The organism is Exiguobacterium sp. s166 (genome assembly GCF_018618855.1).
Lineage (GTDB): Bacteria > Bacillota > Bacilli > Exiguobacteriales > Exiguobacteriaceae > Exiguobacterium_A.
In genome coordinates, this window is the sequence record NZ_JACSMU010000001.1 from 697866 (window position 1) to 721375 (window position 23510).

The window sequence follows — 23510 nt, forward strand, 5'->3', positions numbered from 1 at the left end:
CGATTTCCTTGCAACTTCCTCACAACTTCGCAGACGTATCCCGCTAACATAAAAGGTGAAAGGAGTGATCACCCATGCATTTCAAAAAACAATGGATCACCGCACTGACAATCAGCGCCTTAACAGTAGGAGGGGCTTCTGCTTATGCTGCAACCAATGACAGCTCGACAGAAACGAAATCAGAACGTCCGCATTTCGAAGGGATGAAACGACTCGACTTTACGTTACTGCTCAAAAAACTCAATCTGACCCAAAAACAAGTCGATGCCGCCCGAGAAAAAGGCTTATCAATCGCAGATCTTGCGAAACAAAAAGGAATTTCGTTCAGTGACTATAAAAAGGCGGAACTCGCCGCCGCAAGAGAACAGCTCGCTTCACTCGTCAAATCAGGTGACTTAACGAAGTCGCAGGCAGCGGATATGTTAAAACATCATACGGAACGCTTTAGCGGGGTTTCGAGTTATGCCGATTTAAAAGAACAGATGCCAAAAGGACATCGCGGTGACAAAGGCGGCTTCTTCAACGAATCGTTGATTGCCGACGTCTTGAAGGCACTCGGTCTGAGCCAAGATAAATTCGATGCAGCCAACCAATCGCTCGCTGCTTATGCGAAAGCCCAGTCAATCAAGTTCGCGGATTACAAAAAAGCATTGCTTGCAGCGCAGACGACACAGCTCGATCAATTCGTCAAAGACGGGAAGATGACGAAAAAACAGGCGACCGAGATCAAAGCCCGCCTGACAGAAGAGTTCTCGGATGCCAACAGTTACGATGACTTACCGGACCGCGGTCAACATGGACCAGGCGAACACGGTGGACCCGGTCATGACGTCTTCGGTGATACAACGTCCGCTATCTTGAAACGGCTGAATCTCGATGCGACGAAGTTCAAGGCAGCGAACCAACCGTTACCGGAATTTGCGGAAGCGAACAACATCTCCTTCGCTGCTTTTGAGAAGGCTGTCCTTGCCGAACAAACGAAAGCAATCGATGCGAAAGTCAAAAGCGGTGCCATCACGAAAAAACAAGCGACGGCGATCAAGGAACGGATGCAGGAACGGGCCGATGAAGTCTCAAGCTATGACGACTTACAGCAAGGACCGCGCGGACATGGACCGGGACGCCATCATGGCATGAACGATGCCGACCGACCGGATCAGGCTGATCCCAATGCCAGCGAGACTTCTGTTGATCTTGCCATCTAATATGTAAAGCACGGACAAACTCCAGCATATGCCATTCAACAGGCATCGGCGGGGTTTGCCTTTTTGTCTTTTTGTCTTTTTGTCTTTTTGTCTTTTTGTCTTTTTGTCTTTTTGTCTTTTTCTACGTTTCCTTCGTTGATGATTTTTTATATTTTTTACCCGATCGAATGATTCGGGTACGTCTACTTTCGAAGCTCGACTTCTACGGGAAAAGGAAGCTTTGCTTCCGACAGGAACAAGGAAGACCCGGTCGACGGTCACGACGACCGCGGCTTCCGTTCCGCCCGAGAAAAGCGAGCAAAAGAAAGCAGATTTCCCGTCCCACCCTCTTCTTTTTCATTCCACTTCCTCCCATTCTCCAAAAAATGATTCGCTTTTTTTGAAAAAAAATTCTATTCTTCGAACTTTGATTGCAATTGATCTTCGTTTACTCCGATACTAAGAGTGAGAGAAAAAATTCGAGTGAGGAGATTTGTCTATGACTTTTTTCGACGCGATGCAACGGCTGAGTCGTTCATCTACATCCCCTCTGCTGATTGGCGGGTTAGAACTGTCACGACCAGAACGTGTGGAACCTTTTTTTCAGCAAAGTACAGATGCTGTCTTTTTCTTTAATCATCTTGGTGAAATCATCTATTTCAACGAACAACTTCCACGGATGCTCGGTTATTCGAAGGAAACTTTATATAATCATTTCGCCGTCTTCAATCCACCGGAACAGCATGCGTCCGTCACGGCATTTTTCGAGCGGGCCCTGGCCGGTGAGACGGTCCACTATACGGCACAAGGTCTGCATGCCGATCAACACCGGCTGACGCTCAAAATCACGAATATGCCGATTGAACAGGATGGGCATGTCGTCGGGGTGTACGGGATCGCACGTGACATCACACGAGAAAAACAGTTGGAGGATGATGTCGTCCACATCCGGTCGCAACTGGAACTGACGGAACAGATTCCGGAACTGGTCGTCTTTCATTACGATCCAGTGAACCGGACGATTGAGTATTCACCCTCTTTGATCAAATATTTGGGAATCGAGTCCAGTCCGGTGAATCCCTTTTCGAATGAACAGTTACATCAACGGATCCATCCGCGTGATTTTGATCCGCTCCGTTTTCAGATGATTCGCCTGCTTGATGGAGAAATCGATACGTTCGAACAGGAAGTGTCCGTCCTGAATGCTGACTACGAATACCAACTGTTACGTCTGAAGGCATTACGACGCGACGGTCCGACCGGATTGATTTCTCTGATTCTCTATGATTTGTCAGAAGTCAGTGAAGCGCGCCGTGAACTGGCACTCGAACGGGAACAGACGCGTGAAATCTATGAAGCACTCGAAGCCGCCATCTCGCAAATCGATTTATCAACCGGACGCCTGTTGTTTCATTCCAAAGGGTTTTTCCAGATTTTCGAAGAGTTGCCGCACGATTTGATCCTCAGTCAGGACTGGCTGTTCGAGCGACTTGACCCGCGTGACGTACCGGCAATGAAACGCTTCATCTTACAGTTGCAGTCTGGTAAAGCAAGTTCGATCCAGTACCGTCTGTCGTTCCCGGATGGGCGTATGAAATGGATTGAAGACCAACAAATCCCGGTCTTCCAGCTGGACGGTTCGATTGCCTATACGAACAGCATCATGCACGACATTACACTCCAAAAAGAGTACGAGGAACGCTTGCAACAGCTGGCGATGTATGACTCGGTCACCGGTCTGCCGAACCGCCTGTCGTTGACGGAGACGATCCGTGACTGGATGCAGGCGAACACGGCATTTTCGATTTTGTCGATTTCATTTAACCGGATTTCGGATATCAACAATGCGTTTGGTCATGCTTCCGGTGACCAGTGGATTCAGGCGACAAGTGCACTCCTCAACACCTCAAAACCGGAGGGCATCTTTTTCGGGCACCTCGGAGGCGACGAATACGCGATACTCGTTCCGTCGAGCCTCAAGGACGATATCACGTCCTATGCGGAAACGTTGTTATCTTTATCCGTCGAACCGATTTTGATTGATCCTTATGCCTTGTTCACCCGTGTCTCAATCGGCATCAGCCGTTTTCCGGACGACAGCAACGATCCGGTCGAATTGATGAAACATTCGTATACGGCGCTCCGGCGGTCACGACGTGAAAATCAGAGTACCGTCCATCATTATGCGTCCAATCTCGATATCGATTATTACCGCCGTTACCGGCTCGAACAGGATTTACACTATGCGATTGAACGGAAGCAACTGTTTCTTGAGTACCAACCGAAAGTCGACAGCTGGACGGGGAAAATCATCGGTCTCGAAGCGTTAATCCGCTGGCAACACCCGGAATGGGGACGGATTCCGCCCAATGATTTCATCCCGCTCGCCGAGGAAAGTGCCCTGCATATCGCAATCGGCGACTGGGTCGTCGAGACAGCGTGCCAGGCGATGCTTGACTGGTCCAGTGCCGGTGCCGATCTTGTCCCGGTATCCGTCAACGTCTCGCCGAAACGGTTTTTGATTCCCGGGTTCGAACACCAGATTGAACAGATACTGGCTACGTATCAATTGCCGGCCGAGCTGTTGGAACTGGAAATCACCGAAGCGGCATTGATCATGGATGATCCGAATATCAGCCGGACGCTGGAACATGTCAGCCGGCTCGGTGTCCGGATTGCGCTCGATGATTTCGGAAAAGGATATTCATCAATGGTCTACCTGCAACGTTATCCGATTGATGTCGTCAAGATCGATCGCCAGTTTGCGGTACATATCGCCGAGGATAAGAAAGCACAAGCTATCGTTAAAAGTATTCTCTACATGGCGAAGGAGTTTAATCTTGCCGTCATCGCGGAAGGCATTGAAACGATTCAACAGTTGGAGATGTTCCGGGCTCTTGAATGTCCGAACATCCAAGGGTATTTATTCAGCCGACCGGTGTCCGCGGCCGTCATGGAAAGTTTTCTGATCCGGGAAGTCTTGTATCCGATCGAAGCCTGTTCGCTTGCCTCGGATAACGTACCGAGCTTTACGGTCCAAGGCAAAATCAAGATGCTGCAACATCAAAATCAGACATTCGACTTTAGTTTTTCCGAGATTCAAGCCCACCGGACGAGTACACGTCATCTCTACTTTACGACCGATACTCCCTTACCTCTGCAAACCGCGACGTTTGAAGTCCGGTTGTCGGAAGGTCTTCAGCTGGTCTCCTGCACCCTGACTGTCACTGCTTTTGAGGACGGACAATATGTCGGACGCTATACGACGACGCAAGAAGCGGAACTGGTCTTACGGTTTTTCCAGACATTACGCTACAACGGGTGAAATAAGCACTAAGGTCGTTCTCGCGTGCCTTAGTGCTTTTTTGTTATAGTAATGAAAAGTGTATGCAAAAGGAGGGGTTCGATGCCCGCTGCTGAACAGGCCAAACGACACCGCCGTTCAACGAAATGGCAACTGTTCCGTCGTTTGTTGTTGCTCACGATCGGTGCCGTGATTTTCGCCATCGGACTCAAAGGATTCCTTGTCCCAAACAGTATCATCGATGGTGGGATTGTCGGCATTTCCATCATCGGATCGAAGTTGACCGATTCGACACTCGCGTTGTGGTTATTCTTTCTCAACATCCCGTTCATCTTCTTCGGTTATAAACAAATCGGGAAGACGTTTGCCTTATCGACGCTCTACGCCATTTCCGTCATGGCGATTGCGACAAAGTTACTGGAAGACATCGGTCCGATGACACGGGTCGATCTCCTCGCAACCGTCTTCGGTGGGTTGATTCTCGGAATCGGTGTCGGGATTGTCATCCGGGCGAGTGGTTCACTCGACGGGACCGAAATTTTAGCGGTCTCGTTCAGTCGCTCGACACCGTTTTCCGTCGGTGAAATCGTCATGTTCTTCAACGTCTTTATTTTAGGCGCTGCCGGTTTCGTCTTCGGTTGGGACCGGGCCATGTATTCCTTGATTACTTACTTCATCGCCTTCAAGACGATTGATGTCGTCATCGACGGGCTCGATCAGTCGAAGAGTGTCTGGATTATTTCTGAAAACCATGAAGAAATCGGTCTTGCCATCATGGACCGGCTTGGTCGGACGATGACGTACCTGAACGGGGAAGGTGCTTTTTCCGGCGACGACAAAAAAATCATTTTTTGTGTCATCAGTCGGTTGGAGGAAACAAAGCTGAAGGAAATCGTCCGCGATTTTGACGAAGAAGCCTTTATCGCGATCGGCAACATCCATGATGTCCATGGCGGTCGTTTCAAGAAAAAAGATATTCATTAACGTATCCTACTGCAGAGAGGAAGAATCGCCGTGTCGTTTTTGAAAAAACATCGCAAGAAATTGATTGCCGGACTGATTGTCCTCATCGTCTTAGTGTTGATTGCCATCGTCGGCATTTCTGCTTATGTCGGTTCTTCCTTAACGGAGCCGCCCCGGGAACCGTTGACGACTAATCCGAAAAAGGCGGAGGATCTGGCGTACGAAAATATCTCGTTCCGCTCTTACAAAGACCGGACCCGTCTGTCCGGCTGGTGGATTCCGAGTGAAGACGCCAAGTTGACGATCGTCTTTGCCCACGGGTACGGAAAAAACCGGGAACAAAACGATGTCCCGGTGTTGCCGCTGTTCAAAAAGTTCCATCAAGCCGGTTATAACGTCCTGACGTTTGATTTCCGCGGCTCCGGTCAATCGGAAGGCAAACGCGTCACGGTCGGAGCGAAGGAACAGGATGATTTATTGACCGCCGTCCGCTATGCGAAGTCCCGGGCATCAGAACCCGTCGTCCTCTACGGAATCTCGATGGGCGCCGCAACGTCTCTCGTCACGGCACCGAAAGCCGAAGTCGCGGGTGTCATCGCGGACAGTCCGTTCAGTGATCTCAAGAACTATCTTGCGACGAATCTGCCGGTCTGGAGCGGTCTGCCGAACTTCCCGTTCACGCCGGTCATCCTCCAGGTGACACCGCCTTTAACGGGACTGAACCCGGAACGCGTCCAACCACTCGAAGCCATCCGCCGGATTGATTATCCGATTTTGATGATTCACGGGAAGGACGATGATGCGATTCCGGTCACGGAAAGTATGCGGCTGCAAAAAGCGGCTCCACGGTCTGAATTGTATGTGACGAAAAACGGCGGGCACGTCCAGTCGTACAAACATGACCGGCAAGCCTATGAAGAAAAAATTTTATCGTATCTCGAAGATATCCGCTAAAAAAAGAGACATTGTTCCGAGGAACAATGTCTCCTTTCGTCTATCCATTATCGTTTTAGAACGGCACTCCCGACAATCTTCAGGACTTCCGGCCGGCTGAGTTTTTCTTTTCCCCGCGCGAGCGCATCCAGTGTTCCGTGGGCGAGTGCAAGCGGAATCTTGCAGAACTCATAGATCGTCGTCTCTCTTGGAATCGAGGCGAGATATGCATCGGCTTCCGCCAGATTCTCCCGGGCATACTCGAACATCGTCTCCGTCGTCCAACCCGGTGGGAAATAGCCGACACCGCGTTCGGCGTCCTCCTGTTGATTGCGCAGGATGTTGACGGCCTGCAGTCCCCGTCCGAATCCGATCGCCTGCTGCTTGTCCGTCACGATACCGGCTTTCCAGTACCAGATGTCGGATAACATGACACCGACCAGTCCCGCAACGTAATACGTGTACTCGTCAAGATCTGCTGCCGTTTTGACCGTCCAGTCCCGTTCTGCCCAAGTGGCCATGCCTTCTGCCATCTCGGCTGTCGATTCCAGGACTTTCGTTCGAATACCCGCCGGACAATACGCAATCCACTCTGACAGGCGCAGTGTCACTTCCGGCAATTGATTCGCGTAAGGGGCAATCATCGTCCGGTATGTCTGCTCGTCGAATGTTCCCCGCATCATTAACGCCGTTTCGCGCAATAATGTCGTCTTGACCCCGGTCGGCAATTCTTCGTGGTCTTCGATTTCATCGATGGCCCGCATACATAAGTAAGCCGCTCCGACGGCTTCCTGTAGTTCCTGTGACAGACGGCTGATCGGTATATAAAAGGTCCGGCTCGTCGCTTTTAATACACGATTCGCATCTTTCTTCAGCTGCTTCGTCTCATTCATCCATTACACTCCCTCTTTAGTCAAAAAGGTTTCTTTTCTCTACATTACTATACACGATTCAAAAGAATTGAGCATTTTTTTGTTGAACGAAAAAACAGGACCGACATTGAAGTCCGTCCCGTCCTGGTCATGTATCTGTTCGTTGTTTTAATAATTGGCTCATCAGACCGGTACTTTGCGAAGCTTCCGCATTTTCATCCTGAATCGCCAGATAGATTTCTTTGCGGTGGATATCGATTTGCCGGGGCGCATTGATACCGAGTTTGACTTGATCCCCTTCGATCGCGAGAATCGTCAACTCAATATCATCCCCGATTTGAATCGCTTCTCCCGTTTTTCGTTTTAAGACGAGCATCAGCGGCCACCTACTTCGGTCAAACTGCCGATCATCCGACGATTCGCGTACGTTTCATCGAGAATGATTTGTTTCGCTTGACGGCGTTTCGTCTCCATGACGAATGGTGCCCGTAAGTTCGTCGTCGATTCCTGGAACGGTTCACGTAACGTGACCGTCGTATAGACGGCGACTTGTGCCGTTTCCTGAATCCCAAGTTGCTCCTTCGCCGATTCCGGTAATTCAAACACGTAATCCGGATCAATCCAAAATGGATTCGTCACGACAAACGCACACTCCGGCTGGTCAATCGATTGGAATGACCAAAAAGGAATCCCTTCGCCGAACGGTAAGAGGATAAAGCGTCGTGCTTCCGGAAAACCCGGTACTTCCGAAGCGAAAGTAATGATTTCACTTTCGTCCACTTGAACCGGACCAAAAAAATCAGTAATGATTTGCATATGATTATCCTTCCCCATCGAACATGCCGCCGACCGGCCACATATCCATTTGATTTTGTTCCCGCAGATAAATTTCGACCGTACCTTCCGTCACATTCAACTCCGGTCGATTGATCTGAACCTCGATTCGCGGTCGTTCTGCCGTGTAATTGAGTTGCACTTCCGCCGGTGTATAATTGATTTTGACGCGTTCGAGACTGCGTGGCGAAAAGCCGAGTGTCGTCACTTCAGCAGGCGGTGTGTCCCGCGATTTTGCGACGCGGGATACCGCATTTCCCCCTTGCTCGATTCGCATCAATTGATCGCCTTCAGACGCTGCCCGGCCAACTGCCTGTTGCCCCATCTGACGACCATATTCTGCATAACGCTGGACTGACTCAAAAGCCGGAAGTCGTCCCGTTTCAATCATCGCTTGGGTCGAATCAATTTCGAGTCGTGCTGCGACGGTTTCAATCGACAGATTCCCTTTTGGTTGTTCAATCGATAATGTCGCCGGCGCCTGATGTTGCTCAAGTGTCGCACGGGTGGTATTGATTCCAATTTTCGCTGACGTTTGACGCATCTCAAGATGTGGCAGATTCACCGTCCGTCATCTCCTTCTTAACGTAAGAAATCAAGCAAGGTTGGCTGAATGATCCGCGCCCCCGCGCTGAGTGCCGCACGATGTAACGTTTCATACGACTTCAGTTCCATGATGACTTTTTCGGCTTCGATGTCTTCGTTATCCGACATGACCGATTTTGCGATAATTTCTTGATCTTCCAGACGAGATGCGTTCAGTTCAAGTCGGTTGACCCGCGCCCCAAGGTCAGCACGCGTTTCGACCGTCTGATTGAGCATACTATCAAGATCTTTTAACATCCCTGATAATTCGGCTCCATTATTTGAACTATCGACGGCACCTGCGTCTGAAACCCCACCAAGAGCATCGTATAATTTTTTGAGCGTCGTGAACGTCTCCGGACTAAATACATTTGTCGGTGAAACGTTGACTTGTACTTCAATTCCGGAAGAGATTTCATAACGGATGACTTCTTCTTCTTTTAGAGTTGGATCACCGTCTGTAAACACGGTATTAACCGCCTTACCTGGTGTCGTTAAATATTCTTTCAGACCTTCCATCGAAATGAAGGGTTGATCCGTCTTTGTTCCATTAAAAATGGCTTTTTCATTATATTTCGTGTTCGCCAGTGTCCCGATATGTTCAATCAACTGACCCACTTCGCTCTGAATTGCTTTCCGTTGCGTAGCATCATACGTATCCGTCGCAGCTTGTGTCGTCAATTCGCGGACCCGACTCATGGCGGATGTCACTTCGTTGAGTGCCGAGTCCGTCAAGTCCATCCAACCTGTCGCTTCATTGACATTTTTTTTGAACTGTTCGACTTCACGCACTTCTGTCCGGTAACGAATCCCTTGCATTGCGACGACCGGATCTTCAGATGGTCGCTGAATCTTTTTTCCACTGATCAATTGTTCCTGCATCGCACTCAGTTTTTGATAACTGGCGGAGAGATGTCCGATATTTGTTTTCGTCAGCATCGTTTGTGTTACGCGCATTTAGTCATCACCGTCCTACGATTCCCATACCATTGATGATTTTATCAAGCATCTCATCAACCGTAGTAATATTACGCGCTGCCGCGTTGTATGCATGTTGGTACTGAATCATCATCGTCATCTCTTCATCGATTGAAACAGCCGAAACCGACATACGGCGCTGTTCCGCACTTTCCATCAAAACGGCAGAACTCTGACCGAGCCGAGCGACCTGATCCGTTGCGACTGCCATGTCTCCAATGACATTTTGGTAAAACGAACCGATTGTCGTCGTCGTATCGGATCGTTCAAAACGAATGCTTGCCGTCTTCATGTTGGCCAGTTTCAAGGCACCGGCACTATCACCGATGTTTCCGTCTGTCGAGGTAGCAATGTTATCCAGGCTCTTTTTAATGTCTGCTCCAAGCGTGATCGACTTCGCTGTGATTACTCCTCCGTTGGAAGAAACAAAAAATTCACTTGTACCCGCTGTTTCGTCTTTTTTTACATTCGTCGCATGCGCTTCGTTGAATGCTGTCGCAAACGTTGCTGCCATCTCATCCAGGTGTCCCTGCATATTGACATACTCACCCGTTGCTTGACCATCCTCAACGTGTCCGTACATCTCAATCAGACCAATTAATCGACCTGATGAAAAACCGCCGGCTGCGTCAAATGAGATCGTTTGTGAATCTGTTTTGAATCCTGTATAGAGACCATTGTCATCTGTTGTAAAGGTCAACGTTCCTGCTTTTGGTAAATCTGAATCCACTGCAAGCAACTTGTCACCATTCGGTAATTTGATTCGAACATCAATCCGGCCTTCTGCCGTTTTAACCGTATTCCCAAGTGTTCCTTGCTGAATCGCATCACCGTCGACTGATACTTTTTCAAAATCGACGTACTCTGCAAGTTCATCGAAATAACGGTCTCGTTCATCATAAAGTGCATTTGGTAACACACCAAGCGGTTCGACTGTATGAATTTCAGCATTGATATTATGAATCTTTTTGAACAGATCATTTACTTTTTTAGTCGAGACCTCAATTTCACTTTTCAGGTCACCTTGTACTTGATTAAGTGCCTTCGCCATGTAATTAAACGTTTGTGTCAATGTCTCCGCTTTTTGACGGACGACACTCCGGGCACCTGAATCCTGGGGATTCGTTGATAAGGTCTGAAGGGATTCCCAAAACCCGTCAAATGCTTTGGACAAGCCGGTATCGGATGGTTCATTGATGACATCTTCCATACGACCGAATGCTGCTTCTTTTGTACCATAGTAAGATGTCTTCGTTGCCTCGTCTCGATATTGTTTATCGAGCATGACATCGCGGACACGTTCGAGGAGTTCACCTTTTACACCCGTACCGATTTGTCCCATTTTACCCGTACCGATTGCCATCGACAGTTGTTCCGTCGTCGCCATGACAAGACGTTGCCGCGAAAAGCCGGCCGTTCCTGCATTTGCGATATTGTTTCCGGTCGACTGGAGCGCCCACTGATTCGTCGTCAGTGCACGACGACCGGTTTCAAGCCCCATGAATGTTGATCCCATGTATTTGCCTCCTTAAGCATTTCGATTGAAATGTGCGCGATCAAGCGCGGACTGACCATATGTAAAATCATCTGCTTCTGGTATCAACAATTCCAGATGCCAGTTTAAGTAGTGTAACGATTGGGTCAGTAAATCAGCATTTAATTCGTTGAGTACTTTTAACTGACCAATCGTTTGAAGTAACCGACGCATGGAATTGACATCCTCCGGGTGGGCTTGAAGCCACTCCGTCATCGTCATCGTGCCCATCTGCGTCAGGCGTTGTTGTTCCAACTGTTCGATTCGTTTTAAATGAATCGGCTCTTCCTTGACGAGTTGCGAAAGACGTTGCATATCATTTTGAATCAAGACCTGCTTTTTTTCTTTTGCCAATTCAAGTAGTGCGGCATGTTCCGCCGTCAGCTGATCGATGAGTTCCATCCGTCATGTCCTCCTCTTCCGTCTATGTTCGTTCATATAAAAAGCGACCCGCGCATCCGTGCCCCGAGTCGCCTCTATTGTCTAAGTTAGTCTTCTTACAAGTTCAAGAAACGTTCCGCGATTTTCTTCGCATCCGGTTTGTAGGTTCCATCCTGAATGGCTTGTCGAAGGGATTCGATTTTTTCGGTCCGTGAAGGCGTCGTTTCATTGAAACGCAGACGCGCTTCGCTTGAAATCGTCACTTCATCCGGCCGATTCGTGCGTGTTGGTTCTGTTCCTTCTACTTTTTGATTTCTTTCGTACGTTTTAGGCATGTTAACCCATTTCGTAGAATCAATTCGCATGTGAACACCTGCTTTCTAGACTACAAGATTCTTAATTCAAGTTCGATACGTTCGCGGTTTCGAAGGGGTAGAAGAATCTAGCATCGCTTGGGCGAGGTCACGTCGCAGTTTTTCACGACATCCGGCACAAATCGTGCCATCACGGGAGGGCTTCCCGCAACTCTCACACATGATGTCCATCTGAGAAATCTCAGAGATCAACAATCGCCCTTCTTTGATGTAACGGAAGACCGTTTCTCTCTTTACTCCGATAACCATCTCAACATCCTTAGGTGAGGTTCGGACTTTTCGCCGTTCTCGCAGGAACTCACGCACCTTCTCAAAATCAGTATGATCTTTTCTGATACAATCGACACACAGATCAGAAGATTGACGAACAAATAACTTCCCACAAGTTTTGCAGTTTAATACATCCATTTCCTTCACCTCATATTGAGTATCGGCAGAAATGAAGATTTTTTAAACACTTCGAAATAAAGTTACCGCAGAAATTTCTTTGGCGCCGGCTCCATAAAGCCGCGAAGCCGCTTGGTGCAAGGTGATTCCGGTCGTATAGACATCATCGACTAGCAAAATCGTTTTTCCGGTCACCGGCTGAATGACGTGATACGGATTGTCCCGTTCCAGTCGTTCGTGCCTCGTCTGATGGCTGAATGCGGCTCCATCCGCCCGTTCGAGCACAAGCCGGACCCGTCCCCGCATCATCCGGGCGATCAGTTCCGCCTGATTGAATCGGCGTTCGCGCAAACGTTCCGGACTGAGCGGAATCGGGACAATCCAATCCTGTTTGACTTTTACCTTTTTGAGCTCTGTTTTAAACACGTCGAGCAAAGCCGTGTCCCCGAGAAACTTATACCGTTTCATGAACGCCTTTGCTTGTGTCTGATAAAGAAATAGCGGGTGCGTGACCAATCGTCGTCCCTGGTTGCGCCAGTTCTGACAATCCGAACAGAGCGGCAGTCCCGGTTTTCCGCAATCCTCACACCCTCCGCATTCCCCTCTTTTTACAAATTCTATTTTACAGGTCGGACACAGGGTTTGACTAGTCCAGACATTTGATAACGTCCAGCCGGGTAAAAAGTCCTGCCTGCACAGGTAACAGTTCATCGAAATCCCTCCCGGTTCGCTCGTTTAATGTGATGAATCGCTTGGTACATCGCATCGGACCGGTCATTCGCAAACAATACGACGTCCCCTTCCGGAAAATCAGCATTTCGTCCGACCCGTCCGCTGATTTGAATCAAGGCCGCACTGCTGAAAGATTGATCGGCATCGAGAACTGCCACTTGAACGTCGACTAACGTCACGCCCCGTTCGAGGATCGTCGTTGTCAACAAAATACCGGTCGTCTGACGGAAACGGGCGACCTTTGTGACCCGCTCCGGATCGGCAGCATGGACGGTTTCGCACTCGATCCCCTGCTGATGCAAAAAGGTCTGCCATGTCTCAAGCGCCGCGACTTGCGGCACGAACAACAGACGTGGTTTAGTCGCATGCGTCCGAAGCCAGTCTACGATATCCTGTTTCGTATAGGGAATCTGCAGGCGGGGAATCGGCAACGGAAAACCATGATAGCGGCGCATCAAACGAACCGTTGGCAGGCGTTGATCGCGCAACGAAGGTGTCGCACTGAGTAAAATCAAAGAAGAACCGGGAGCCGTCGCCTGACGGACATAGCGGTGTAACGTCCGATCGGTCCGGTACGGAAAGGCATCGACCTCATCAATGAAGACGACGTCAAAACACGCGCGGTAATGAATCAATTGATGGGTCGTACTGATTGTGATGTCGCCGAGTCCCAACCGGTCAGCGGACCCTCCAAACAACGAAACGATGGTTGCCTGTTGAAACGCCCGTCTCAGATGCCCTGTCAATTCCCGGACGACGTCCGCGCGCGGCGTCGTAATCAGGACACGGCGATTCGTACAAAGTGCCCGTTCGATGCCCGGAAACAACATCGGCGTTTTTCCGGCGCCGCAGACGGCATGGACAAGCAGCTTCTCTTGTTGATCAATCGTCCGGATAATCGCATCGGCAATCCGTTGCTGATCACTCGTCAAATTCAGTTCCGTATGATAATCGGGACGGACGGGGTCAAGCGGGCGCGGATCCGTGACAAGGCGGTCACACGTCCGCAGTTTGCCGAAAATCAAACAATGGCGGCAGTAATAACAGCGTTTCCCGCACGTACACGGTCCGCGGGTCGGTAATTTTCCGCACCGCTCGCAACGCCACGTGACAGCTGGCCGGTATTCAAGAGGAGCATCGACCGACATGTCGAGCCGGTAGTCGGGAATCAATCGTCCACGTAAATCCATAAGTCACTTCCTTTCGTTGACTGACTCTCCTTTTCGGCAAGTCGAACGGACTTCCTGCCGCCGCCTGGAAGCATCCATTTAGCATAACGGGACGAAAAAAGCGTACCTGCTTTCGCAGATACGCCGTTGTTCATTGTATGTCCTATGGATAATACAGGGTTACGCTTCTTGATACCAGGTGATGCCGATCGCACCGGGTCCTAAGTGGGTCCCGATGACAGGACCAAACACACTCATCTCAATCCGGGCGTCCGGGAACCGTTCTTGCAGGACGGCAATTTCCGCTTCCGCTTTTGAAGAGTCTTCCGCATGGATGACACCGATGACATGACCGGCACCGGTTCCTTGAATCGTCTCATCCATCATTTCCTCAATCCGTTTGACGGCCCGTTTGAACGTCCGGATTTTTTCGAACGGCACGATTTTCCCGTCAACGAAATGAAGCACCGGTTTGATTTTAAGGAAAGAACCGACGACAGCTTGTGTCATGCTGAGACGTCCGCCGCGTTGGAGGTGTTCCAAGTCATCGACCACGAAATAGGCACGGATGACTTCTTTTAATGCTTCAAGACGGGCGACGATGTCAAGCGCCGTCGCACCAGCATCACGCATCCGAACGGCTTCTTTGACTAAAAAGGCTTGCGGCATACAGGAAATCCGCGAATCAATCGGATGGACCTGAACGTGTTCGACCATCATGTTAATCGTATGTAAGGCCTGGTACGTCCCACTGATTCCGCTTGATAACGTGATACCGATGATATCCGTCCCTTGCGGAAGTTGTTCAAACGAATCAACAAGATCACCGATGTTCGGCTGTGAGGTCGTCGGTAAACTTCCCGTCTGAATCCGTTGATAAAAATCAGGTACGGAAATATCGAGTCCTTCACGATACGCATCTCCGTCAAAGATGACACTGAGCGGTGCAACATGGACATTGTTTTCTTCACAATAGGTAGTTGGCAGATAGGCAGTACTATCCGTTAAAATCACAATCTGGCTCATTCGTGAATTTCCTCGCTTTTAAGAGTTCCGTCGTGACATAAGGTATTCTGACAGGTCACAATCGGTTTTTATCATATCACAGGTTGAAGTCTAAAAAAAAGAAAGACGGAGCCGAATCGGCTTCCGTCCTGACCTTAAACGACGACGACCCAGCCGCGGCGAATCGCTTCGACGACAGCACCGGTCCGATCGGGTACATTCATCTTACGTAAAATAGAGGATACGTGGTTTTTAACGGTTTTCTCACTGATGAACAACGTATCGCTGATCGCCCGGTTCGAGAAACCGTCCGCGAGCAGCTGCAGGACTTCACATTCCCGGCGTGTCAACACATGTAACGGTGCTTCGGCGACACGTTTTTCAATCGGTTGTGAAGACATCGTCTGCTTCATCTTCATCAGACGACGGTATTCCTGTAACAGGTTCGGTGTGACTTTCGGGTGGACATATCCGCCTTCCCGGTACACAGACCGGATCGCATTGACCAGTTCATCCGTCGCCATCTCTTTTAAGAGATAACCGACCGCCCCTGCTCCAAGCGCATGCATGACATACGTTTCATCGTCATGGATTGACAGGATGATGACCCGGACTTCCGGATGGACTTCCATCAAACGTTTCGTTGCTTCGACCCCGTTGACTTTCGGCATATTTATATCCATTAAGACGATATCCGGCTGATGTGCTTCAACGAGTGGAATCACGTCTGCTCCACTCTCGCCCTCCGCGACGACGACGAACTCTTCTTCGAAATCAAGAATCCGTTTGACGCCTTCCCGGAATAACTGATGATCGTCGATGATGACTACTTTTACTTGCTCGTTATTCACAGTGTTTCTCCTCTCACTCCGGATTCCTCAACTGGAATCCTTACCTTGATGACTGTCCCTTTACCTGGCTGCGTCTCAATCTCAAATTCCCCGTCTATCAATTCAATCCGTTCCCGCATCCCGATCAGTCCGAATGACTCATCACACGATTCGACGATGGAATCAAAATCAAATCCGATCCCGTTATCTTTAACATGAATTCGAACGGAATGTTGATACTGTTCTATGATAATACGAATGTCCCCTGCTTTGGAATGCTTAACTGCATTTTGGACCGCTTCCTGCACAATTCGGAAGACGGCGACTTCATATGTGGACTCAATCCGTTCGCCGCCTCCGAGATAATTAAAGTGAATCGGGATGTTGGAAATTTCCTGCATATGTCGTAAATAGCGTTCAAGTGTCGGGACGAATCCGAGATCATCCAGCGTCATCGGCCGTAAATCATAGATGATACGTCGAATGTCAGCTAATCCATCACGAATCAATTTCCGCAGACGATGTATTTCTTCAAAGGCCGCTTCCGCGCCATTATGCTGGTGAATCTTTTCAATCAAATCAGCCCGGATCAACACGTGGGCAAGCGTCTGCGCAGGACCGTCATGCATATCCCGCGACAGGCGGCGGCGCTCATTCTCTGCCGACTGGAATACTTTTAAACCCATCTCTTGTTTTTGCATCGCTTTTTCGTACTTTTCGTTCATGACCTGCATGTCGTCCGTCAGGAAATTCAACACGACCGAAACACGGCTGATCAGCATGTCGGCACGTTCTATCGTTTCGTCCAGTTGAATCAAACGTCGTTCGAGCTCGTCCCGCCGTTTGCGGCAGTTCATCTCATCGCGTTGATTGATGAATGACTCGAGCTGAAGCGAGTTCGCCGTCTCATAAGCAGAACGAATATCTTGTTCCGAGTAGTTGTCGAAGTTTTTGCTCACGATGACGAGTCGCGCTTTCGAATCCTTAATGTGTCGTTCCAGCCGTTCAGCTTCTTTAATGTAGTCGTGAACACGTGTCTTCAACTCCCGTAGCTCCTGCTGAATTTCAGCATACTGCTCACGTGAACTTTCGGTAATCCGGACGATTTCTTCCCGGCTTTCTTCTACGACACCAATGATGTTCTGTACGATATCATTCAAGGACAGTCGCTCCCCCATCTCATTCGTCATACTACTCCCTCCGTTCCTTGCCAGTCCCCACGGTTGTCTCTCTCTCAAATCGTCGTTATGCTAGAAAGAACTAGTTAACGAGGAGGACATTTTTGATTATGACATTATTTAATTATTATACAGTAAAAGAAAACGGTTTCCATGAAATCATTATCCAAAAGTCACGATTTATTACATATTTGGCGCGTACCACCTCGGAAGAAGAGGCTCAGCGCTTCATTGCGGACCTCAAAAAAAAACATTCGGATGCCAATCATAATTGCTCCGCCTACATCATCGGCGAACGCAATGAGATTCAAAAAGCCAACGATGACGGCGAACCGAGTGGAACGGCAGGCGTCCCGATGCTGGAAGTCTTAAAAAAACGGAATCTCCGCAATACGGTCGTCGTCGTGACCCGATACTTCGGCGGCATCAAGCTCGGCGGCGGCGGATTGATCCGGGCTTACGGCTCGAGTGTCTCGGAAGGCTTGAACGCTGTCGGTATCGTTGAACGGATTGCCCACGATTTAGTGGAAATCACGGTCGACTACACCTGGCTCGGAAAGCTGGAAAATGAATTACGGGCAACCGAACACATCATTGATCAGATTCATTATCTTGATCATGTCAAAATCGATGTCTGGGTCGAGGAAACAGCCGTCCCCGCCTTCCTTGAGTGGATGACGAATTTGACGAACGGGCAAGCCCTGCTCGAGAAAACGCATTCGCGCTATGTCGAACGTGACATTCAACCTTGACCTGCTATACTGATTGTAAAGAATTTAAAAGTTTTCTAATAATTCAGTAAATTAAGGAGTAATGAATCGTGGATGATTCCAAACGATCCCGTTCTACCAAACCAAAACCAAAGCGGTCGTGGTTTAAAGTGTTCGTCACCGTTTTTCTAGTCGTATTTATCGCTGGAGGTGCTGCATTTGCCTATGTCGCTAATAAAACGTTCCAAACCGCCAAACAATCAGAAGTCGAACTGTCACGTGGAGATAAATCAGATAAGCGGGCTGCTGCCGTCGACTTAACGAAAGATCATTTTTCCGTCCTGCTCGTCGGAACGGATGAACGTCCGGGTGATACGTCCTCACGTGCCGATACGATGATTGTCGCAACGTTCAACAAAACGGATAAACAAGTCAGTTTGCTGAGTATTCCTCGTGATTCCCTCGTCATGATCCCATCTGTCGGGTACGAAGATAAAATCAATCATTCCTATGCGTTCGGCGGCATTGATTCAACGATTGAAACCGTCGAAAAGTTGCTCGATATCCCGATTGATTATTACGGTTCAATCAATTTCAATGGTGTCGTTGCGATTGTCGATGCTGTCGGCGGCATTGAAGTCGATGTCAAATTACCAATCGATACGTTAAACTCTTCCGACAAAAAGGGCGGCGTCAAACTCGAGCCCGGTCTTCAACGCTTAAACGGTGAGGAAGCTCTTGCCTATGCCCGGATGCGTTACGAAGATCCAGAAGGAGATATCGGACGGACGAAACGCCAACAACAGGTTGTCCAAGCGATCATCGATCAATCGACATCCTTTGGATCCATCACAAAGCTGAACAAGTTGATGGATGCGACCGGGGATAATTTCACGACAAACATGTCCCTGACGGAAGCGTTCCAATTACAGCCGTTCGTCAAATCCTTGAATACCGTCAACCGGATTGATTTAAAAGGGACGGATACCAAGATCAACGGTGCCTACTATTATAAGCTCGACCCAGGTTCTCTCGCCGATGCGAAAACGATGTTAAAGGAACAGTTGAACTTGCCTGATACAGCGGATGAATCGACTTCAACACCGGAGGTTACCGATGATTCAACGACTGGAATCAACTGATTATCCCGAACTTTACCGGCTTCAACAACAGGCTTACCGGGTCGAGGCAGAATTGATCGGTGCCGCTCTCTTTCCACCGCTTCTTCAGACAGAAGCCGCGTTGCACGAGGAGCACCCGATCGGTTATATCATGCGTCTTGACGGGCGACTCGTCGGAGCGGTAACAGTCGAAGGTGAGACCATCACCCGGTTGCTCGTTTCCCCGGATTATTTTCGTCAAGGTATCGCCACGCAACTGCTCCGGTATGCCTGCGAAAAACAACCGCTCCGCTTCGTCTCTACAGCTGCCTTAAATGAGCCGGCGATTGCGTTGTATCAAAAATTCGGATTTCAATCCATCCGTCAAGTCAAACAAGATTCAATCGTACTCGTGACACTTGAATGCGATGACGTTTCCGATACGTGATTGGTTATAGAGAGAGGTTAACTTAAACGTCAGTCTCTACAAAGAAAAGGGTGGCAGAACAATTCTGCCACCCTTTGTCTTGTTCAAAATCAGAACCAGCCCATGACGGATCCAATCAATGCACCCAAAATAACAATCCGGAGCGGTGATTGTTTATAAAATCGGAGCAGACAAAACAAACCGAATGCAACGAAAAAATCGACTCCTGTTTTGACGCTCGACGTGAAGATCGGATCATATAACGCAGCAAGCAGAATTCCGACGACCGCCGCATTGACACCAATCAACATCCGGCCGACCTGTTTGTTGCCACGGACCCGGTCCCAAAACGGCAGGACACCGAGGACAAGTAAAAAGCCAGGCAGGAAGATGGCGAGAGTCGCAAGGATTCCGCCCATCAGTCCGTTCACGACCGTCCCGAGGTACGTCGCGAAGGTAAAGAGCGGTCCCGGGACGGCTTGCGCTGCCGCATACCCGGCAAGAAAACTATCACCCGTCAAAAAGTCCGGCACAAGCGACTGCTGTAAGAATGGCAGGACGACATGTCCACCACCAAACACGAGTGCACCTGCACTGTACATGATACTCGTCAGTTGAAGATTTCCTGTCGCGTTAGCGGCTAGGAAAGGTGTCACGACGAGCAGGACGACGAACAAAATCAACGCACCGATGCTGAGAACACGTGGCACACGAATACCTAGTTTCCCACCACCCGCAGGTTCATCTTCAAACCAAAATAGACCAATCAGTGCCGCAACAAGCAAGACACCGACTTGTGCCAATGGATGGGCAAGCACCAAGACACCGGCCAACGCCAGCAACATTAAAAATAACCGTTTCGGACCAACTGCAAGTTTTGTTCCCATACCGAGAACCGCATCCGCAACGATGGCGACCGCAACCAGTTTCAGACCATGGATGAAACCGGCTTCCGTTAAATCAAATTCGGTTGCGAGCAACGCAAAAATGATTAACAGAATACTTGATGGTAACGTAAAGCCGATGAATGAGACGATCGCCCCGACGACTCCACCCCGGACAAGACCAATTCCCATCCCGACCTGACTCGAAGCCGGTCCTGGCAAGAATTGGCAAAGGGCGACGAGATCGGCATAGGCTTTCTCATCCACCCATTTCCTTCGCTTGACGTATTCCTCGTAAAAGTAGCCTAAATGGGCAACCGGTCCGCCAAATGATGTTAATCCAAGCTTCAAGGACACGATAAAAATTTCGATCCATCTGTTCATATAACCACCTCCACGCTGAATTATACGAAAAATTTGTAAATTTTCTGTGACCATTCAGACGTTTCGTGATTTTTCCCCGCCATATGTGACAGTTCTCCAAAAAGTCTCCACAGGACCTTGACGATACCGTTTCAGGTACCAGCTCGAGAACAGGATTTGCATGACTAGTACGACGATAACCAGTAACATTCCCTGCCAGAGCGGAATCGTCCCGTATCGCCCGGTTACGAACAGCACCAGTGTAAAGACAAACGTCTGCGTGAGGTAATTCGTCAAGGCCATCCGTCCCAACACTTGAAATCCCATTAACGGACGTCCTGACCGGACGAGTAAAGCAATCCCCGCTGCATAGGCGACAGCGAGTGTGCGCCCCGACAGCCAGACAAAAAAGTAGTTGGCCAGTCCATCCGGGATGCGCCCCTGATGAATCTGAACGATCGGATAGAGTAACGGTAACGACAGCAACAGACTGACGCCGAACACGAGACCGATTGTTCGGGTCGCCGGCGGTCGGGCCGTGAACCGTTCCATGAAGTAAGCCCCGATTAAAAACAGGGAAAGAATTTCCGGCCAAATCGCCAGTGAATTGTTTAAACCGTGCGGTAATTGAACGGTCGCATGATAGGTGACGAATTCCATAATGTCACGTGCCGCCACGATGGATTGCAGGGCCATATCCGGGTTCGGAATCGACCGGTCCCCGACAGACTGGGCATATTGATAAATCGAGAGATAACGAAAGAAGACATACAGCTGTAAGGCAAGACCAATCCATAGTTTCGTTGATGATCGTGTGTGGACGAAGGCAAGCAACATCAAGCCGCAAAGGGCATACGTCTGCAGAATATCCCCTCTCCAGAACAACAGATGGATAAGACCGAATAGAAATAAAGCCAGCAAGCGGCGGACGAAAATCCACAGTGATTTTTTCTTCACCCGCAAGCGATTGATGAATAAGATAAAGCCGGCTCCAAATAAAACACTGAACAACGTGTAAAATTTCGTTTGGATGAACAGGTCAAAAAGCAGGCGCAACACCTGATCGGCAGTTCCCATCTCATTCGTGAAACGTTCCCCAAGGAAACTCGGCATATTGACAAAGAGGATTCCGCATAAAGCAAATCCCCGCAAAACATCCAGATAGACAATTCGATCTGCTCGTTCAATCGGATTCATCTCGACTCTCCCATCGCCAAATCAGCCGCTCAAACGGATTTGAGCGGCTGATTGGTCATTTTGATGTCATGCGTTCCAGCAAATCCAGTAACGGTCGATAACGCTCACCCAGTAAGCCCAGCGATTCGACTAAAATATCGAGTACCAGCAATAACATCAGCAAGGATACCAGTGCTCCAAGCGACGTCGTTTGTGAAAAGAGGATCGCTGTCATCCCGAAAACGGCACATAGTCCGTAAATGACGAGTACCGCCTGCCGCATCGTAAACCCAAGGTCGAGTAACCGGTGATGAAGATGGGCTTTATCCGGCGCAAACGGTGGTTTTCCCTGTAACATCCGTCGAACGATCGCAAACAAGGTATCGGAAATCGGGATACCGAGCAGGATGACCGGAACCGCGAGCGAAAACAAGGTGACGTTCTTGAAACCGAGCAATGACAAGACACCTAACATATATCCGAGGAATAACGCCCCGGTGTCCCCCATGAAAATCTTTGCAGGATAAAAGTTGTGGAACAGAAAACCAAATGTACTCATTAATAAGAGAATCGCGACAATCGTCACGTAGACATTGCCCTGAATGACGGCGAGACTGATCAGCGTCAGCAAAACGATACTCGACACCCCTGCCGCCAGGCCATCCAGCCCGTCAATCAGGTTGACGGCATTCGTGATACCGATAACCCATAGAAACGTCAGCGGGACACTCCACCAGCCGAGAAATAATTGTTGATCGAACGGCAGATTGATGAACTCAATCCGGATACCGCCGTTTAAGACGACCACGGCCGCGACGATCTGCCCCATTAATTTAAGCCGGGCATTTAATTGAAAACGGTCATCGAGTGCTCCCGTCAAAATCACGACAAAGCCTCCGACCAGGATATGTGTCGCATAGGGACTGGAAGGTTGCAAAATAAAGTAACCGATCATGAATGCGATGTAAATCGCAAGTCCGCCTAACCGCGGCATAATTCGTACGTGTACCTTTCGCGCGTCCGGACTGTCAACGGCACCGACTGCAATCGCAAAGCGTTTTACAACGGGTGTGATCAGTAAGGCCGCGATAAAACAGACAATGGACGCCGTCCATAACATAATAACATCACGCTCCTGCGCGAATTATATCATAAAAAAAAAGAGCCGACGAGCGGCTCACATGAAGATCGGGACTTCTGCAGATGGATCATATGTATAGATACCGCGTCCGACTTTTTTAATCGCAGGATTCGCTTGTTCCACTTTGGCCATCAATTGATAGATGTTGCTGATTTGGTGACGGTACCGGAGTTCGAGTTCCATTTGGATATCGCGTGCCGACATCGACTCGCGCTCACGCATCAAGTCACTGATTTGGTGGACATACACTTCCAGCGGGTAACGTTGATTCACTCGGCGTTGTTTAAGGGGACGTTCTTGTGTCACCGCGATTTCTTTTGCTGAATCGCTTGTTCCCCGGCTTAATTCTGCGATTAAATATTCAGCGCGTCGTTGCAAACGACGGTATTCCTCTTCGATTTCCATCAGTTCTCGGTAGATATGTTCACTCGATCCCATTTGTTAACCTACTTTCCTAAATTAAACA

General features: G+C 49.2%; 25 protein-coding genes. 7 read left to right on the top strand and 18 right to left on the bottom strand.

Annotated elements, in window-relative coordinates:
- Positions 1–74: 74 nt before the first annotated feature.
- From KNP93_RS03510 to KNP93_RS03525, 4 genes are all read left to right on the top strand, one after another.
- Positions 75–1205 (top strand): hypothetical protein, encoded by a 1131-nt coding sequence (locus tag KNP93_RS03510; protein WP_214853165.1) that lies wholly within the window; start codon positions 75–77, stop codon positions 1203–1205.
- Between the two features lie 478 nt (positions 1206–1683).
- Entirely contained in the window at positions 1684–4509 is a 2826-nt protein-coding gene (locus KNP93_RS03515) for a sensor domain-containing protein (protein ID WP_214853167.1), read from the top strand.
- Between the two features lie 81 nt (positions 4510–4590).
- Positions 4591–5472, top strand: a complete 882-nt coding sequence (locus KNP93_RS03520; protein ID WP_214853172.1) for a YitT family protein — start codon at positions 4591–4593, stop codon at positions 5470–5472.
- A 30-nt stretch (positions 5473–5502) separates the two neighbouring features.
- Complete coding sequence (locus tag KNP93_RS03525) at positions 5503–6405, top strand: alpha/beta hydrolase (protein ID WP_131972292.1); 903 nt, start codon at positions 5503–5505, stop codon at positions 6403–6405.
- A 47-nt stretch (positions 6406–6452) separates the two neighbouring features.
- Here the strand turns inward: KNP93_RS03525 and KNP93_RS03530 are convergent, their stop codons facing one another.
- From KNP93_RS03530 to KNP93_RS03590, 14 genes are all read right to left on the bottom strand, one after another.
- Positions 6453–7277, bottom strand: a complete 825-nt coding sequence (locus KNP93_RS03530; protein ID WP_131502230.1) for a squalene/phytoene synthase family protein — start codon at positions 7275–7277, stop codon at positions 6453–6455.
- Positions 7278–7404: 127 nt separating this feature from the next.
- Entirely contained in the window at positions 7405–7632 is a 228-nt protein-coding gene (gene csrA, locus KNP93_RS03535) for a carbon storage regulator CsrA (protein WP_026827533.1), read from the bottom strand.
- Positions 7632–8072 carry a flagellar assembly protein FliW gene (fliW, locus tag KNP93_RS03540; RefSeq protein ID WP_251138601.1) on the bottom strand — a complete coding sequence of 147 codons (441 nt, stop codon included), beginning with the start codon at positions 8070–8072 and terminating at the stop codon, positions 7632–7634. Before fliW ends, csrA begins: the two co-directional genes overlap by 1 nt.
- Before the next feature lie 4 nt (positions 8073–8076).
- Positions 8077–8655 carry a DUF6470 family protein gene (locus KNP93_RS03545; RefSeq protein WP_214853175.1) on the bottom strand — a complete coding sequence of 193 codons (579 nt, stop codon included), beginning with the start codon at positions 8653–8655 and terminating at the stop codon, positions 8077–8079.
- Between the two features lie 17 nt (positions 8656–8672).
- The gene (flgL, locus tag KNP93_RS03550) at positions 8673–9632 is read right to left on the bottom strand and encodes a flagellar hook-associated protein FlgL (protein ID WP_131502233.1); all 960 of its coding nucleotides are present in this window, start codon (positions 9630–9632) and stop codon (positions 8673–8675) included.
- Between the two features lie 7 nt (positions 9633–9639).
- Positions 9640–11169: a flagellar hook-associated protein FlgK gene (flgK, locus tag KNP93_RS03555; protein ID WP_131502234.1), complete on the bottom strand. Its 1530-nt coding sequence runs from the start codon at positions 11167–11169 to the stop codon at positions 9640–9642.
- A 12-nt stretch (positions 11170–11181) separates the two neighbouring features.
- Complete coding sequence (locus KNP93_RS03560; RefSeq protein ID WP_131502235.1) at positions 11182–11589, bottom strand: flagellar protein FlgN; 408 nt, start codon at positions 11587–11589, stop codon at positions 11182–11184.
- Positions 11590–11684: 95 nt separating this feature from the next.
- Positions 11685–11933 (bottom strand): flagellar biosynthesis anti-sigma factor FlgM, encoded by a 249-nt coding sequence (flgM, locus tag KNP93_RS03565; RefSeq protein ID WP_012371329.1) that lies wholly within the window; start codon positions 11931–11933, stop codon positions 11685–11687.
- A gap of 459 nt (positions 11934–12392) precedes the next feature.
- The gene (locus KNP93_RS15610) at positions 12393–12797 is read right to left on the bottom strand and encodes a ComF family protein (protein ID WP_251138602.1); all 405 of its coding nucleotides are present in this window, start codon (positions 12795–12797) and stop codon (positions 12393–12395) included.
- Positions 12784–12909 carry a hypothetical protein gene (locus tag KNP93_RS15765; RefSeq protein WP_255508362.1) on the bottom strand — a complete coding sequence of 42 codons (126 nt, stop codon included), beginning with the start codon at positions 12907–12909 and terminating at the stop codon, positions 12784–12786. Before KNP93_RS15765 ends, KNP93_RS15610 begins: the two co-directional genes overlap by 14 nt.
- Positions 12910–13036: 127 nt before the next feature.
- A complete protein-coding gene (locus tag KNP93_RS03575; RefSeq protein ID WP_131972289.1) occupies positions 13037–14251 on the bottom strand; it encodes a helicase-related protein in 1215 nt (404 codons plus the stop codon).
- A gap of 159 nt (positions 14252–14410) precedes the next feature.
- Positions 14411–15256, bottom strand: a complete 846-nt coding sequence (locus KNP93_RS03580) for a DegV family protein (RefSeq protein ID WP_114595065.1) — start codon at positions 15254–15256, stop codon at positions 14411–14413.
- A gap of 134 nt (positions 15257–15390) precedes the next feature.
- The gene (locus KNP93_RS03585; RefSeq protein WP_012371334.1) at positions 15391–16086 is read right to left on the bottom strand and encodes a response regulator; all 696 of its coding nucleotides are present in this window, start codon (positions 16084–16086) and stop codon (positions 15391–15393) included.
- The gene (locus KNP93_RS03590) at positions 16083–17255 is read right to left on the bottom strand and encodes a sensor histidine kinase (RefSeq protein ID WP_131502238.1); all 1173 of its coding nucleotides are present in this window, start codon (positions 17253–17255) and stop codon (positions 16083–16085) included. Before KNP93_RS03590 ends, KNP93_RS03585 begins: the two co-directional genes overlap by 4 nt.
- 98 nt (positions 17256–17353) lie before the next feature.
- Between KNP93_RS03590 and KNP93_RS03595 the strand changes: the two genes are divergently transcribed.
- From KNP93_RS03595 to KNP93_RS03605, 3 genes are all read left to right on the top strand, one after another.
- Positions 17354–17995, top strand: a complete 642-nt coding sequence (locus KNP93_RS03595) for a YigZ family protein (protein ID WP_188005462.1) — start codon at positions 17354–17356, stop codon at positions 17993–17995.
- A gap of 68 nt (positions 17996–18063) precedes the next feature.
- On the top strand, positions 18064–19095 hold the full coding sequence (locus tag KNP93_RS03600) for an LCP family protein (protein ID WP_131502240.1): 1032 nt from the start codon (positions 18064–18066) through the stop codon (positions 19093–19095).
- Positions 19070–19501 carry a GNAT family N-acetyltransferase gene (locus KNP93_RS03605; RefSeq protein ID WP_131502241.1) on the top strand — a complete coding sequence of 144 codons (432 nt, stop codon included), beginning with the start codon at positions 19070–19072 and terminating at the stop codon, positions 19499–19501. The genes KNP93_RS03600 and KNP93_RS03605 overlap by 26 nt, the downstream gene beginning before the upstream one ends.
- 89 nt (positions 19502–19590) lie before the next feature.
- Here the strand turns inward: KNP93_RS03605 and chrA are convergent, their stop codons facing one another.
- Genes chrA through KNP93_RS03625 form a run of 4 tightly spaced genes read right to left on the bottom strand, consistent with a single transcriptional unit; the run spans position 19591 to position 23482 of the window.
- Entirely contained in the window at positions 19591–20748 is a 1158-nt protein-coding gene (gene chrA, locus KNP93_RS03610; RefSeq protein WP_214853188.1) for a chromate efflux transporter, read from the bottom strand.
- Between the two features lie 54 nt (positions 20749–20802).
- On the bottom strand, positions 20803–21924 hold the full coding sequence (locus KNP93_RS03615; RefSeq protein WP_131502243.1) for a DUF418 domain-containing protein: 1122 nt from the start codon (positions 21922–21924) through the stop codon (positions 20803–20805).
- A 55-nt stretch (positions 21925–21979) separates the two neighbouring features.
- Positions 21980–23023: a glycosyltransferase family 4 protein gene (locus KNP93_RS03620; RefSeq protein WP_214853190.1), complete on the bottom strand. Its 1044-nt coding sequence runs from the start codon at positions 23021–23023 to the stop codon at positions 21980–21982.
- A 57-nt stretch (positions 23024–23080) separates the two neighbouring features.
- Positions 23081–23482, bottom strand: coding sequence for a Rok-like winged helix domain-containing protein (locus KNP93_RS03625; protein WP_131502245.1), 402 nt, complete (start codon positions 23480–23482; stop codon positions 23081–23083).
- Positions 23483–23510: the final 28 nt, after the last annotated feature.

Bases quoted from the DNA above. Each gene is read 5' to 3' on its own strand.
- KNP93_RS03510 (WP_214853165.1), top strand. From the start codon at position 75: ATGCATTTCAAAAAACAATGGATCACCGCACTGACAATCAGCGCCTTA.
- KNP93_RS03515 (WP_214853167.1), top strand. From the start codon at position 1,684: ATGACTTTTTTCGACGCGATGCAACGGCTGAGTCGTTCATCTACATCC.
- KNP93_RS03520 (WP_214853172.1), top strand. From the start codon at position 4,591: ATGCCCGCTGCTGAACAGGCCAAACGACACCGCCGTTCAACGAAATGG.
- KNP93_RS03530 (WP_131502230.1), bottom strand. From the start codon at position 7,277: ATGAATGAGACGAAGCAGCTGAAGAAAGATGCGAATCGTGTATTAAAA.
- csrA (WP_026827533.1), bottom strand. From the start codon at position 7,632: ATGCTCGTCTTAAAACGAAAAACGGGAGAAGCGATTCAAATCGGGGAT.
- fliW (WP_251138601.1), bottom strand. From the start codon at position 8,072: ATGCAAATCATTACTGATTTTTTTGGTCCGGTTCAAGTGGACGAAAGT.
- flgL (WP_131502233.1), bottom strand. From the start codon at position 9,632: ATGCGCGTAACACAAACGATGCTGACGAAAACAAATATCGGACATCTC.
- flgK (WP_131502234.1), bottom strand. From the start codon at position 11,169: ATGGGATCAACATTCATGGGGCTTGAAACCGGTCGTCGTGCACTGACG.
- KNP93_RS03560 (WP_131502235.1), bottom strand. From the start codon at position 11,589: ATGGAACTCATCGATCAGCTGACGGCGGAACATGCCGCACTACTTGAA.
- flgM (WP_012371329.1), bottom strand. From the start codon at position 11,933: ATGCGAATTGATTCTACGAAATGGGTTAACATGCCTAAAACGTACGAA.
- KNP93_RS15610 (WP_251138602.1), bottom strand. From the start codon at position 12,797: ATGAAACGGTATAAGTTTCTCGGGGACACGGCTTTGCTCGACGTGTTT.
- KNP93_RS03575 (WP_131972289.1), bottom strand. From the start codon at position 14,251: ATGGATTTACGTGGACGATTGATTCCCGACTACCGGCTCGACATGTCG.
- KNP93_RS03580 (WP_114595065.1), bottom strand. From the start codon at position 15,256: ATGAGCCAGATTGTGATTTTAACGGATAGTACTGCCTATCTGCCAACT.
- KNP93_RS03590 (WP_131502238.1), bottom strand. From the start codon at position 17,255: ATGACGAATGAGATGGGGGAGCGACTGTCCTTGAATGATATCGTACAG.
- KNP93_RS03595 (WP_188005462.1), top strand. From the start codon at position 17,354: ATGACATTATTTAATTATTATACAGTAAAAGAAAACGGTTTCCATGAA.
- KNP93_RS03605 (WP_131502241.1), top strand. From the start codon at position 19,070: ATGATTCAACGACTGGAATCAACTGATTATCCCGAACTTTACCGGCTT.
- chrA (WP_214853188.1), bottom strand. From the start codon at position 20,748: ATGAACAGATGGATCGAAATTTTTATCGTGTCCTTGAAGCTTGGATTA.
- KNP93_RS03615 (WP_131502243.1), bottom strand. From the start codon at position 21,924: ATGAATCCGATTGAACGAGCAGATCGAATTGTCTATCTGGATGTTTTG.
- KNP93_RS03620 (WP_214853190.1), bottom strand. From the start codon at position 23,023: ATGTTATGGACGGCGTCCATTGTCTGTTTTATCGCGGCCTTACTGATC.
- KNP93_RS03625 (WP_131502245.1), bottom strand. From the start codon at position 23,482: ATGGGATCGAGTGAACATATCTACCGAGAACTGATGGAAATCGAAGAG.